The sequence below is a fragment of the Pseudomonas sp. 22526 genome (assembly GCF_052044735.1).
Classification (GTDB): Bacteria; Pseudomonadota; Gammaproteobacteria; order Pseudomonadales; family Pseudomonadaceae; genus Aquipseudomonas; species Aquipseudomonas piscium.
Genome location: NZ_JBQENK010000008.1, coordinates 278768 through 290290 on the forward strand (window position 1 = coordinate 278768; position 11523 = coordinate 290290).

The following is an 11523-nucleotide window of genomic DNA, read 5'->3' on the forward strand; positions in this document are numbered from 1 at the left end:
GGTAACAAGGAGAAAACTCCATGAAGATGCTGCGTATCCCTTTGTTGATGGTCGGTCTGCTGCTCTGCTCCCAAGGGTTTGCCGCCACCGCCGCCCAACAGGCCCAACAGGACAAGATGAAGTCCTGCAATGCCGAAGCCACCACCAAGGCCCTCAAGGGCGATGAACGCAAAGCCTTTATGAGTACCTGCCTGAAAGCCGCCCCAGCCGCGGCCGCCGTCCCGGCCACGCAACAGGAAAAGATGAAGACCTGCAACGCCGACGCCACCACCAAGGCCCTCAAGGGCGATGAGCGCAAGGCCTTCATGAGCACCTGCCTGAAGAAGCAATAACCTTTTCCTTCGCAGGCGCGAGCTTGTTCACGATCCGGTCGCGGCGGTTTGCCTGACACACCCTGTATTCTTGATCGCCAGCAAACCCGCGCCTGCCGGCCTCGCATCGCCAGTGCAACGCTGGCAGACTGCCAATCCTTTCACGCTGTTTGTTTGAGGCTGTATGCCAACGTTTTCTCAGCGTCATCTGTTGTTGTTCAGTTGGGTGATCATCTTCGGCGGGCTGTTGCTGATCATTCCGCTGCGCTTGCTGCCGAGCCTGCTCGCGGGCCTGCTGGTGTTCGAACTGGTCAACATGCTGACCCCGCAACTGCAACGGCTGATCGAAGGTCGGCGGGCGCGCTGGTTGGCGGTGGCCCTGCTCGGCACCCTGGTGGTCAGCGTGCTGACACTGCTGTTCGCCGGCGCCATCAGCTTCCTGCTGCACGAAGCGGAGAACCCGGGGGCTTCCCTGGACAAATTCATGACGGTGGTGGACAAGGCGCGCGGCCAGTTGCCGCCGTTCCTCGACTCCTATCTGCCGGCCAGCGCGGCGGAGTTCCAGGTGGCCATCGGTGCCTGGGCCAGCAAGCACCTGAGCGAGCTGCAACTGGTGGGCAAGGACGCGGCGCACATGTTCGTGACCTTGCTGATCGGCATGGTGCTGGGGGCGATCATCGCCTTGCAGCGCGTGCCCGACCTGACCAAGCGCAAGCCACTGGCGGCCGCGCTGTTCGACCGCCTGCACCTGCTGGTCCAGGCCTTTCGCAACATCGTCTTCGCGCAGATCAAGATTTCCCTGCTCAACACTTTCTTCACCGGGATCTTCCTCGCGCTGATCCTGCCGATGTTCGGCGTCAAGCTGCCGCTGACCAAGACCCTGATCGTTCTGACCTTCCTCTTGGGGCTGTTGCCGGTGATCGGCAACCTGATCTCCAACACCCTGATCACCATCGTCGGCATGTCGCTGTCGATCTGGGTGGCCGCGGCGGCGCTGGGCTACCTGATCTTTATCCACAAGCTGGAATACTTCCTCAACGCGCGGATCGTCGGCGGGCAGATCAGTGCCAAGTCCTGGGAGTTGCTGTTGGCGATGCTGGTGTTCGAGGCGGCGTTCGGCCTGCCGGGGGTGGTGGCCGGGCCGATCTATTACGCCTACCTGAAGAGTGAGTTGAAGCTGGCGGGGTTGGTTTGAGCTGCGTGGGACCGATCTGACGCTATCGCGGGCAAGCCTCGCTCCTACNCAGTCTCTGTAGGAGCGAGGCTTGCCCGCGATGGGCGCGCCCCGATCCTTGATCAGCCGTAGCGTTTCTTCGCTTCGATCGCCAGGCCGCTGCCGATGCTGCCGAAGATGTTGCCTTCGACGTGGCGGGCGTTGGGCAGCATGTCCGAGACGCTCTGGCGCAGGGCCGGGATGCCGCTGGAGCCGCCGGTGAAGAACACCGTATCGACCTGGCCGACACCGACATTGGCATCGCCCAGCAACTGGGTGACGCTGCCGCGGATGCGCTCCAGCAGGCTGTCGATGGACGACTCGAACAGCGCCCGACTCAGGTCCACGCTCAGGTCCGCTTCGATGCGGTCCAGGGGCACCACACGGTTGTCGGCGTGGGTCAGCTGGATCTTGGTTTCTTCCACTTCCATGGCCAGCCAGTGCCCGGCGCGCTGCTCGATCAGCTTGAACAGGCGGTCGATGCCGCCAGTGTCTTCGATGTCGTAGCGCATGCTGCCCAGGGCCAGCTGGGACTTCTGCGAATACACCGAGTTGATGGTGTGCCAGGTCGCCAGGTTCATGTGGGTGCTGGTGGGCATGTAGGCGCCGCTCTTCATCCGGCTGCCATAGCCGAACAGCGGCATCAGGCCCTGCAGGCTCAACTGCTTGTCGAAGTCGGTCCCGCCGATGTGCACGCCGCCAGTGGCGAGGATGTCCTCGTGGCGGTTGTCCAGGCCACGGCGCTCGGGCGACAGGCGCACCAGGGAGAAGTCGGAAGTACCACCGCCGATGTCGACGATCAGTACCAGCTCTTCGCGCTCGATGGTCGACTCGTAGTCGAAGGCCGCGGCGATCGGTTCGTACTGGAAGGAGACTTCCTTGAAGCCCAGTTTGCGCGCCACTTCCACCAGGGTGTCTTCGGCTTCCTGGTCGGCGGCGGCATCGTCATCGACGAAAAACACCGGGCGGCCCAGCACCACTTCCTCGAACTCCCGGCCGGCGGCGGCTTCGGCGCGGCTCTTGAGCTGGCCGATGAACAGGCCCAGCAGGTCCTTGAACGGCATCGCCGTGCCCAGCACGCTGGTGTCGTGCTTGATCAGCTTGGAACCCAGCAGGCTCTTCAGCGAGCGCATCAGCCGGCCTTCGTAGCCTTCCAGGTACTCATGCAGCGCCAGGCGGCCATACACCGGACGGCGTTCTTCGATGTTGAAGAAGACCACCGATGGCAGGGTGATCTTGTCGTCTTCCAGCGCAATCAGCGTTTCCATGCCGGGGCGCAGCCAGCCGACAGTGGAGTTGGACGTGCCGAAGTCGATACCGCAGGCACGGGCCGCAGATGCGTTTTTCATGTCTTTCGAGTTCCGGTTAAAAAAACGGCCGCGCAGTGTATGCCAGTCGTTCGCAGAATCGAAGGCCGACTATCCGCTAAATCGAAACCTGCAAGCCTTGAAAGACTATTCTTCACCCCCAAACTTGCAGGCATGGGCCGGGCAGCCATCGGGCGGTCGCAAGAACCGCCGCCAGCTGCCGATAAACTTCTGCCGCGCCGCGTGAGTCACAGTATTGAGATCGGTCAGCCCCGACGCTGGCCAGCAGTGCATGCTGTACGTTCCGCCGCGCCACATTGATAACGGATGGTGATCCTTAGATGGACTTCAAAGACTATTACAAGATTCTCGGTGTGGAGCCGACGGCAGACGACAAGGCGATCAAGGCCGCTTATCGCAAGCTGGCGCGCAAATACCACCCCGATGTCAGCAAGGAAAAAGACGCCGAAGCCAAATTCAAGGACGCGTCGGAAGCCTATGAAGCGCTGAAAAGCGCGGACAAGCGGGCCGAATACGACGACCTGCGGCGTTATGGCCAGCACGGCCAGCCGTTCCAGGGCCCACCGGGCTGGAAAGGTCGCGCGGATACCGGCGGTTTCGGCGATGGCGGGGACTTTTCGGACTTCTTCAGTTCGATCTTCGGCAACCGCGGGCCGGGTTTCGGCGGTGGACAATCGCGCAGCGCCGGGCGCAGGGGACAAGACGTGGAAATGGAATTACCGATCTTCCTGGAAGAGACCCTGTCAGCCGAGTCGAAAAAGGTCAGCTTCAAGGTGCCGCAGTACAACGCTGCGGGTCAGCACGTCAGCAACACCAGCAAGAGCCTGAACGTGAAGATCCCGGCCGGCGTCAGCGACGGCGAGCGGATCCGCCTCAAGGGCCAGGGCGCGCCGGGTGCCGGTGGCGGGGCCAATGGCGACCTGTACCTGACCATTCGTTTCGCGCCCCATCCGAAGTTCGATATCGAGGGCGAGAACCTGATCATCACTTTGCCGCTGGCCCCTTGGGAGCTGGCGCTGGGGACCGAGGTCGCGGTGCCGACCCTGACCGGCAAGATCAACCTCAAGGTGCCGGCCGGCAGCCAGAACGGCCAGCGCATGCGCGCCAAGGGCCATGGCCTGCTGAACAAGGCCGGGCATCGCGGTTATCTGTTCGTGCAGCTCAAGGCAGTCATGCCCAAGGCTTCCGGCGACGACGTCAAGGCGTTGTGGCAGGAGCTGGCGAAGAAGGCTGCCTTCAATCCGCGGGAGCATTTCTGATCCGCAACCCATTCTGATCTGAAACAAGGAGTCGCTAACAATGAGCACCCTGATCGTTCAGCTGGATATGGAAGAGTTTTGCGAGGTGGCCGATCTGCCGGCCGCCTATGTGATGGAAATCGTCGAGCATGGGATCCTCGATCCCCATGGCTCGGCGCCCCGCGACTGGCGCTTCACTGACTACGAACTGGCGGTGGCCAAGCGCGCCGCCAAGTTGCGGCACGATCTGGAACTGGAGTGGGAAGGCGTCGCCCTGGCGCTGGAACTGCTCGACGAAGTCCGCGAGTTGCGCACGGAAAACCAGATGCTCAAGCAGCGCCTGGGGCGCCTGCTGGTCGAATGATCAGGTTTTTGGGGGTGTAGGAGCGAGGCTTGCCCGCGATCGGGGCGCCGCGTTTCTGCAGGCACACCGCGTTATCCTTCAGCGCGAGCAAGCTTCGCTCCTACAGGTGTGTGTCTGTAGCCGCTGCCGAGCCTGCGAGGCTGCGTTCGAGGACGGAGTCCTCGCAAAACCTGCATAAGCGGTTTGCCTGAAGGAAAGCAGTGCCCGGTTTACGACCGCTTCGCGGTCGAGCGCAGCCTCGCGGGCTCGGCAGCGGCTACAGAGGCTTCTGTATCTACAACGGCTCGGCGTGCGATACCCGCGGCAGGGTCACGCTGAAGGTGGTGCCATCGGTTTCGTTGGAGCTGACCTCGATGCTGCCCTGGTGGGCGGTGACCACTTCCTTGACGATGAACAGGCCCAGACCGAGGCTGGTGGAGGGGCCGCCGAGTTCTTCGTTGGCGTTGCGCACCAGCGGGTCGAAGAGGGTGGGCAGGGCTTCCTTGGGAATCGGCTGACCGTAGTTATGGATGGTCAGCAGCACCTGTTCGGCGCTGCCGGTGAGGGTGAGGGTCAGGGTACGGTTGCCGCTGCCGTGCTGCAGGGCATTGCCGATCAGGTTCTGCAGCATCTGCTCGATGCGTCCGCGATCCCAGATGCCATGGCTGTCGCCATGGAAGTTCAGCGTCGGCGTGCAGTCCGGCTGACCGGCGCAGGCTTCGTCCATGGCTGCCTTGGCGGCACTGGCCAGGTCCATGGGCGCCGGCTCGATGGGCAGGCTGCTGCCCAGGCGGCTGCGGACGAATTCCAGCAGGTCGCCGACCATCGCCGCCATGTGCCGGGAGCTGCTCTTGATCCGCGACACATAGGTCAGCGCATCGGCGTCCAGCGCGACTTTGCGCGCCAGCATCTCGGTGGACATGCTCACCGCCTGCAAGGGGGTTCGCAGGTCGTGGCCGAGAATCGCCAGGAAGATATCCCGCGAGCGGTTGACCTGTTCGGCATAGGCCGCGGTGGACTCGGCCAGTGCCTCGTCTATGGCTTCGTTGAAACGGATCATGTCCTGGAAATAGGCCAGCTCCGGCGACTCCAGGCTGGCGACCCAGAGGCGGATCACGCAAGCGCGCAAGTGGCGGAATTCCGAAGTCATTTGCACCAGGTCGAAGCCGACGTTGTGCCGCGACTCGCCATGGCTGGCGGCGGCCTCGTCGAGGCTTGGGGTTTTCTCCGGGCCTTCGCCCCGCGCCTTGGCCGCCTGTTCGCTGGCGGTCTGGGCAGTGCGCATATCGCCAGCGGCGGCCAGCAGGATGGACTTGGCGTGGTCGCGCAATTGCAGGCGGGTCAGGGAGTCGGTTTCGGGGGCGATGGATCGGGCGAACCGCTCCCATTCATCAACGATGCGATCGACATGTTGCGCGATGAAGTCGGGTAAACGCATGGCCGGAAACCCTGTCAGGCAGCAAAGAGTGAGGACGGCGTGTCGAATTTTAGTCGCGATTCACGCTTTCAACACGCTACGACGCCCGGCTTTGCTGACCGTTGGGCAGCCCGGGTGGGCGCCCGTTGGATCCAGGATTCTAGGCTCTGTACGAAAAGTGGCTGCGCTCGGCCATGCTGCGTTAAAAACAGGCTCGGAATGCTCATGTAGGCCCCTACACTCCGCTTCCTCGCCTTGTTTTTGCCTTGCCTGACCTTCGCTCGCCGACTTTTCGTACAGACCCTAGAACAGGAAGTAGCGCTGCGCCATCGGCAACACGTCCGCCGGTTCGCACCAGAGCAGCACGCCGTCGGCCTTGACCTGATAGGTCTGCGGGTCGACCTCGATATCCGGCAGGTAATCGTTGTGGATCAGGTCGGTCTTTTGCACATCGCGGCAACCCTTGACCACCGCGATCTGCTTTTTCAGCCCCAGTTGTTGCGGCACCCCGGCCTCCAGCGCGGCCTGGCTGATAAAGGTCAGGCTGGTGGCGTGCCGGCTGCCGCCGTAGCTTGCGAACATCGGTCGGTAATGCACCGGCTGCGGGGTCGGGATCGAGGCGTTGGCGTCGCCCATCAGGCTGGCGGCGATGGCCCCGCCCTTGAGGATCAGGGTCGGCTTGACCCCAAAGAACGCCGGGCGCCAGAGCACCAGGTCGGCCCATTTGCCGATTTCGATGGAGCCCACTTCGTGGCTGATGCCGTGGGTGATCGCCGGGTTGATCGTATATTTGGCGATGTAGCGCTTGACCCGGAAGTTGCTGTTGCCGGCGCCGTCGCCCGGCAGCGGACCGCGCTGGCGGTGCATCTTGTCGGCGGTCTGCCAGGTGCGGGTGATGACCTCGCCGACCCGGCCCATGGCCTGGCTGTCGGAGCTGATCATCGAGAAGGCGCCCAGGTCGTGGAGGATATCTTCGGCGGCGATGGTTTCGCGGCGGATGCGGCTTTCGGCGAAGGCCACGTCCTCGGCGATGCTCGGGTCGAGGTGGTGGCAGACCATCAACATGTCCAGGTGTTCGTCGATGGTGTTGCGGGTGAACGGCCGGGTCGGGTTGGTCGAGCTCGGCAGCACGTTGGGCAAGCCGCAGGCCTTGATGATGTCCGGGGCGTGGCCGCCGCCGGCGCCTTCGGTGTGGTAGGTGTGGATGGTGCGGCCCTTGAACGCGCCGAGGGTGGTTTCGACGAAGCCCGATTCGTTGAGGGTGTCGGTGTGGATCGCCACCTGCACGTCGTACTGGTCGGCGACGCTCAGGCAGTTGTCGATGCTGGCCGGGGTGGTGCCCCAGTCTTCGTGGAGCTTGAGGCCGATGGCCCCGGCCTTGACCTGTTCGATCAAGGGCTCCGGCAGGCTGGCGTTGCCCTTGCCGGTGAAGCCGATGTTCATCGGGAACGAGTCCGCCGCCTGGAGCATGCGCGCCATGTGCCAGGGCCCCGAGGTGCAAGTGGTGGCGTTGGTGCCGGTGGCCGGCCCGGTGCCGCCGCCGATCATGGTGGTGACGCCGCTCATCAGCGCCTCTTCGATCTGCTGCGGGCAGATGAAGTGGATATGGGTGTCGATGCCGCCGGCGGTGAGGATCATGCCCTCGCCGGCGATCACTTCGGTGCTGGCGCCGATGGCTATGGTCACGTCGGGCTGGATATCCGGGTTGCCGGCCTTGCCGATGGCGGCGATGCGTCCGTCCTTCAGGCCGACGTCGGCCTTGACGATGCCCCAGTGATCGATGATCAGCGCGTTGGTGATCAGGGTGTCGACCACCTCGACCGCCAGCAGCTGGCCCTGGCCCATGCCGTCGCGGATCACCTTGCCGCCGCCGAACTTCACTTCTTCGCCGTAGGTGGTGAAGTCCTTCTCGACTTCGATCCACAGCTCGGTGTCGGCCAGGCGCACCTTGTCACCGACGGTGGGGCCGAACATGTCGGCGTAGGCTTGTCTTGAAATCTTCATGTGCTTGCCTTGGGATTCCATTGGATTTGAGACCGCTCGCGTAGCTCGCTATTCGCGGGCAAGTCGGATCGCCGCCCGCTCGCTCCTACATTCGATCGCGTTCTTCTGTAGGAGCGAGGCTTGCCCGCGATGGCGTCAGAACAGGCAATGCACCTTAAAGGTCGCCCATGACCCGACCGGCAAAACCGAACACCCGGCGATGCCCGGCCAGGTCCACCAGTTCCACTTCGCGGGTCTGCCCCGGCTCGAAGCGCACGGCGGTGCCGGCCGGGATATTCAGGCGCATGCCTCGGCTGGCGGCGCGGTCGAAAGTCAGGGCGTCGTTGGTTTCGAAAAAGTGATAGTGCGAGCCCACCTGGATCGGCCGGTCGCCGCTGTTGGCGACGCTCAGGCTGAGGGTGCGGCGGCCGGCGTTGAGTTCGATGTCGCCGGGCTGGATCTGGTATTCGCCTGGAATCATACGGGTTGCCCCAGAGTCTTGAAGTAAATGGCGGTCGGGGTGTAGGTGCCGTCCGGGCTTTGGCAGTAGTTCGGCAGTTCGCCGACCCGGGTGTAGCCGAGGGCGCCGTAGAAGGCTTCGGCGTCCGAGCCGGCTTCGGTGTCCAGGTACAGCAGGCCGCGCTTGTGCTGATGCGCCGCCTGTTCCACGGCATGCATCAACTGCTGGCCCAGGCCACGGCGGCGTGCGTCGTGGCGCACCTGCAGCTTCTGCACTTCGGCGCGATTGAGGCCGTTGGGCTTCTGGCACAGCGCCAGTTGCACGCTGGCCAGGACCCGCTCGTCCTGCACCACCACCCACAGCAGCAGGCTGCCGTCGGTCACGCTGGCCTGGACGCTGTTGACGTAGGCGCGGGCCTGCTCATCGTCGAGGTCGGCCATGAAACCCACCGAGGCGCCGTGGCCCACGGCGTCGAACAACAGATCAATCAACCCCTGGCGATAGTGGGCAAAGCTCTCCGCATGGACTCGACGCAGTTGGGCGGCGTTCATCGGGTATCACTCCTTGTGGATAGTGGGCGGTAGCGCCCCCGGATCTAGGGTCAGTTGCATGAACGTCAGGTCCAGCCAGCGCCCGAACTTGGTGCCCACTTGCGGCATCTGTCCGGTGGTGACGAAGCCCAGGCGTTCGTGCAGGCGGATCGAGGCGGCGTTGCCGCTTTCAATGGCCGCGACCATCACATGTTTGTCGCAGGTTCTGGCGCGTTCGATCAGCGCTTGCATCAGGCGCGGGCCGAGGCCGTTGCCGCGCTGGTCGCTGCGCACATAGACCGAGTGCTCGACGGTATGGCGGAAACCGTCGAAGGGCCGCCAGTCGCCGAACGAGGCGTAACCGAGCACGCTCTGATCGGCGTCGACCGCCACCAGGACCGGATAACCCTGGGCCTGGCGGGCGCTGAGCCAGGCCTGGCGATTGCCCAGGTCCACGGCCTGCTCGTTCCAGATCGCCGTGGTGTTGAGCACTGCGTCGTTATAGATATCGCGGATCGCCGGCAGGTCGGCATGCGCGGCATCGCGGATGGAATACGTCATGGTGCGGCCTCAGGCGATCGGTTGATGGACGGTGACCAGCTTGGTGCCGTCGGGGAAGGTTGCTTCCACCTGGATTTCCGGAATCATTTCCGGGATGCCTTCCATCACCTGTTCGCGGCTCAGCAGGGTGGTGCCGTAGTGCATCAGCTCGGCCACGGTCTGGCCGTCGCGGGCGCCTTCGAGCAGCGCCGCGGAAATGTAGGCCATGGCTTCCGGATAGTTGAGCTTCACCCCCCGGGCCAGGCGCCGCTCGGCCACCAGGCCGGCGGTGAAGATCAGCAGTTTGTCTTTTTCGCGTGGGGTCAGGTCCATCGTTGGAAATCCGTTGTTGAGCAGTTGAAAGAAGGCATGGCGCGATGCATCCGTAGCCGCTGCCGCAGGCTGCGATCGGCTCCGCAGGAGACGCACCCTGGTTGACGCGGTCTGCCTGAGACACCGCGGCGTCTGGTTCGGCGCCCGCTACGCGGACGATCGCAGCCTGCGGCAGCGGCTACAGGAAAGTCGTGTCGTTGCGTCATGTGCTCCAGATCCTCGGCGGCAGCGCCTCGCGGCCCAGCAGGGCGGGGCGCAACAGGCGCCACAGGTCGATCAGCCAGGCGCGGGCCAACAGCGCTTCGCTGGCCAGGCAGCGGGCCACCAGCAGGCCGGGCAGTTGCGTCAGGTCGCCGCGCACGGCATGAGGTAGCGAACGGCAATGCTCCAGCAACTGGCTGTCGATCTCGCCGGTAGCCAGCAAGGTGGCGAAGACCGGCTGGCCATCCAGGCCGATCGGTGAGTCGAGCAAGCCGTCGCCGCCGACAATGCGCTGGCGTTCGTGCCAGAGCAACTGGCCGTCGCGGCGGATGTCCAGGTGCGACTGGAAATGCCCGAGGTCGAAACGTTCGTCGCTGGCGGGGCGGCCGAGGGCCACCAGGTCCCAGTAGAACAGCCGGGCGTCGCCTTGCAGTTCGATACGGGTGCTCAGCTCGGCCTGGGCGGCGCTGAACACAATGCTTTCCTGGGGCAGCCATTCCAGGCTGGCGCCGGCGGCGACGTGCAATTCCAGGGTCTGATAGGCCGGCCCGGCGGCGCGATACCACTTGGCGGCGCCGGGGCTGGTCAGTTGCGCCCAGGCATCGCGGTCGACGCTGGCGCGGATCTGCAGGCGGTCGCCGCCGGCAATCCCGCCGGGCGGGTGGACGATGATGTGCTGGCAGACTTCAGGGCCTTCGGCATACAGGTGCTTCTGCACTCGCAGCGGGCCCTTGTGCCGGCGCTGCACCGGGCGCGTGCTGTCGCCAAAGCGGGCGTAGCCGAGTTCCAGCTCGGCATGCCAGCTGGGGGTGAACAGGGCGGTGTGGGCAGGCAGATTCATGATTCGTGCTTAGTGTCCGGACGCTACAGGTTAGCTCGTAACTCAGATCGTAACTTAGATCGTAACCAGGCCACGTACACCCTCGGCTTCCATATTTTCACCGCGGCCCTGCTGGACGATTTCGCCCCGGGACATCACCAGGTACTGATCGGCCAGTTCGGCGGCGAAGTCGTAGAACTGTTCCACCAGGAGGATCGCCATGTCGCCGCGTGCCGCGAGTTTCTTGATCACCGCGCCGATTTCCTTGATCACCGACGGCTGGATGCCCTCGGTGGGTTCGTCGAGGATCAGCAGCCGCGGCCGGCTAGCCAGGGCCCGGCCGATGGCCAGCTGCTGTTGCTGGCCGCCGGACAGGTCGCCGCCGCGCCGCTGTTTCATTTGCAGCAGCACCGGGAACAGCTCGTAGATGAAGGCCGGCACTTCCTTGGCTTCGGAGCCGGGAAAACGCGACAGGCCCATCAGCAGGTTTTCTTCCACGGTCAGGCGGCCGAAGATCTCCCGGCCCTGGGGCACGTAGGCGATGCCGGCATGCACCCGCTGATGGGGCTTGTAGGCGGTGATGACCTGGCCTTCCCAGTTCACCGCGCCTTCCCTGGCCGGCAGCAGGCCCATCAGGCATTTGAGCAGGGTGGTCTTGCCCACCCCGTTGCGCCCGAGCAGGCAGGTGACTTCGCCGACCTTCGCCTCGAAGCTCAGGCCCCGCAGGATGTGGCTACCGCCGTAGTACTGGTGCAGCTTGTCGACTTGCAGCATTTCAAATTCCCCTCATACCTGTAGGAGCGAGG

Annotated in this window: 13 protein-coding genes; 4 read left to right on the forward strand and 9 right to left on the reverse strand. The window is 64.1% G+C overall.

The genetic code is table 11. The annotated features are described in order from the left end of the window. The first annotated feature begins 20 nt into the window (after window positions 1-20). Together ACTJKT_RS14830 and ACTJKT_RS14835 are read left to right on the forward strand one after the other, a co-directional pair. Complete coding sequence (locus ACTJKT_RS14830; protein ID WP_440787601.1) at window positions 21-332, forward strand: PsiF family protein; 312 nt, start codon at window positions 21-23, stop codon at window positions 330-332. A 163-nt stretch (window positions 333-495) separates the two neighbouring features. Further along, window positions 496-1506: an AI-2E family transporter gene (locus ACTJKT_RS14835; RefSeq protein WP_124314701.1), complete on the forward strand. Its 1011-nt coding sequence runs from the start codon at window positions 496-498 to the stop codon at window positions 1504-1506. Window positions 1507-1607: 101 nt separating this feature from the next. Here ACTJKT_RS14835 and ACTJKT_RS14840 read toward each other — a convergent pair whose 3' ends face one another. Next, window positions 1608-2873 carry an Hsp70 family protein gene (locus ACTJKT_RS14840; RefSeq protein WP_440787602.1) on the reverse strand — a complete coding sequence of 422 codons (1266 nt, stop codon included), beginning with the start codon at window positions 2871-2873 and terminating at the stop codon, window positions 1608-1610. A gap of 299 nt (window positions 2874-3172) precedes the next feature. Between ACTJKT_RS14840 and ACTJKT_RS14845 the strand changes: the two genes are divergently transcribed. Beyond that, a complete protein-coding gene (locus ACTJKT_RS14845) occupies window positions 3173-4111 on the forward strand; it encodes a DnaJ C-terminal domain-containing protein (protein WP_025808014.1) in 939 nt (312 codons plus the stop codon). 40 nt (window positions 4112-4151) lie between these two features. After that, the gene (locus ACTJKT_RS14850) at window positions 4152-4454 is read left to right on the forward strand and encodes a chaperone modulator CbpM (protein ID WP_440787603.1); all 303 of its coding nucleotides are present in this window, start codon (window positions 4152-4154) and stop codon (window positions 4452-4454) included. 274 nt (window positions 4455-4728) lie between these two features. Here the strand turns inward: ACTJKT_RS14850 and ACTJKT_RS14855 are convergent, their stop codons facing one another. The 8 genes from ACTJKT_RS14855 to urtE form a co-directional block, all read right to left on the reverse strand. Then, a complete protein-coding gene (locus tag ACTJKT_RS14855) occupies window positions 4729-5871 on the reverse strand; it encodes a sensor histidine kinase (protein ID WP_440787604.1) in 1143 nt (380 codons plus the stop codon). Between the two features lie 282 nt (window positions 5872-6153). After that, window positions 6154-7854: an urease subunit alpha gene (ureC, locus tag ACTJKT_RS14860; protein WP_440787605.1), complete on the reverse strand. Its 1701-nt coding sequence runs from the start codon at window positions 7852-7854 to the stop codon at window positions 6154-6156. A 154-nt stretch (window positions 7855-8008) separates the two neighbouring features. Further along, window positions 8009-8314, reverse strand: coding sequence for an urease subunit beta (locus ACTJKT_RS14865; protein WP_440787606.1), 306 nt, complete (start codon window positions 8312-8314; stop codon window positions 8009-8011). Further along, window positions 8311-8844 carry a GNAT family N-acetyltransferase gene (locus ACTJKT_RS14870; RefSeq protein ID WP_440787607.1) on the reverse strand — a complete coding sequence of 178 codons (534 nt, stop codon included), beginning with the start codon at window positions 8842-8844 and terminating at the stop codon, window positions 8311-8313. The genes ACTJKT_RS14865 and ACTJKT_RS14870 overlap by 4 nt, the downstream gene beginning before the upstream one ends. Window positions 8845-8850: 6 nt before the next feature. After that, window positions 8851-9384, reverse strand: a complete 534-nt coding sequence (locus ACTJKT_RS14875) for an N-acetyltransferase family protein (RefSeq protein ID WP_440787608.1) — start codon at window positions 9382-9384, stop codon at window positions 8851-8853. A gap of 9 nt (window positions 9385-9393) precedes the next feature. After that, a complete protein-coding gene (gene ureA, locus ACTJKT_RS14880) occupies window positions 9394-9696 on the reverse strand; it encodes an urease subunit gamma (protein WP_007937143.1) in 303 nt (100 codons plus the stop codon). Window positions 9697-9898: 202 nt separating this feature from the next. Then, on the reverse strand, window positions 9899-10738 hold the full coding sequence (locus tag ACTJKT_RS14885) for an urease accessory protein UreD (protein WP_440787609.1): 840 nt from the start codon (window positions 10736-10738) through the stop codon (window positions 9899-9901). A gap of 54 nt (window positions 10739-10792) precedes the next feature. After that, window positions 10793-11491 (reverse strand): urea ABC transporter ATP-binding subunit UrtE, encoded by a 699-nt coding sequence (gene urtE / locus ACTJKT_RS14890; protein WP_440787610.1) that lies wholly within the window; start codon window positions 11489-11491, stop codon window positions 10793-10795. Window positions 11492-11523 lie beyond the last annotated feature (32 nt).

What these genes read in the sequence shown, in the direction of transcription:
- ACTJKT_RS14830 (WP_440787601.1), top strand. Translation starts at nt 21, where the DNA reads ATGAAGATGCTGCGTATCCCTTTGTTGATGGTCGGTCTGCTGCTCTGC.
- ACTJKT_RS14870 (WP_440787607.1), bottom strand. Translation starts at nt 8,844, where the DNA reads ATGAACGCCGCCCAACTGCGTCGAGTCCATGCGGAGAGCTTTGCCCAC.
- ACTJKT_RS14875 (WP_440787608.1), bottom strand. Translation starts at nt 9,384, where the DNA reads ATGACGTATTCCATCCGCGATGCCGCGCATGCCGACCTGCCGGCGATC.
- urtE (WP_440787610.1), bottom strand. Translation starts at nt 11,491, where the DNA reads ATGCTGCAAGTCGACAAGCTGCACCAGTACTACGGCGGTAGCCACATC.
- ureC (WP_440787605.1), bottom strand. Translation starts at nt 7,854, where the DNA reads ATGAAGATTTCAAGACAAGCCTACGCCGACATGTTCGGCCCCACCGTC.
- ACTJKT_RS14850 (WP_440787603.1), top strand. Translation starts at nt 4,152, where the DNA reads ATGAGCACCCTGATCGTTCAGCTGGATATGGAAGAGTTTTGCGAGGTG.
- ACTJKT_RS14835 (WP_124314701.1), top strand. Translation starts at nt 496, where the DNA reads ATGCCAACGTTTTCTCAGCGTCATCTGTTGTTGTTCAGTTGGGTGATC.
- ACTJKT_RS14885 (WP_440787609.1), bottom strand. Translation starts at nt 10,738, where the DNA reads ATGAATCTGCCTGCCCACACCGCCCTGTTCACCCCCAGCTGGCATGCC.
- ACTJKT_RS14855 (WP_440787604.1), bottom strand. Translation starts at nt 5,871, where the DNA reads ATGCGTTTACCCGACTTCATCGCGCAACATGTCGATCGCATCGTTGAT.
- ACTJKT_RS14840 (WP_440787602.1), bottom strand. Translation starts at nt 2,873, where the DNA reads ATGAAAAACGCATCTGCGGCCCGTGCCTGCGGTATCGACTTCGGCACG.
- ureA (WP_007937143.1), bottom strand. Translation starts at nt 9,696, where the DNA reads ATGGACCTGACCCCACGCGAAAAAGACAAACTGCTGATCTTCACCGCC.
- ACTJKT_RS14865 (WP_440787606.1), bottom strand. Translation starts at nt 8,314, where the DNA reads ATGATTCCAGGCGAATACCAGATCCAGCCCGGCGACATCGAACTCAAC.
- ACTJKT_RS14845 (WP_025808014.1), top strand. Translation starts at nt 3,173, where the DNA reads ATGGACTTCAAAGACTATTACAAGATTCTCGGTGTGGAGCCGACGGCA.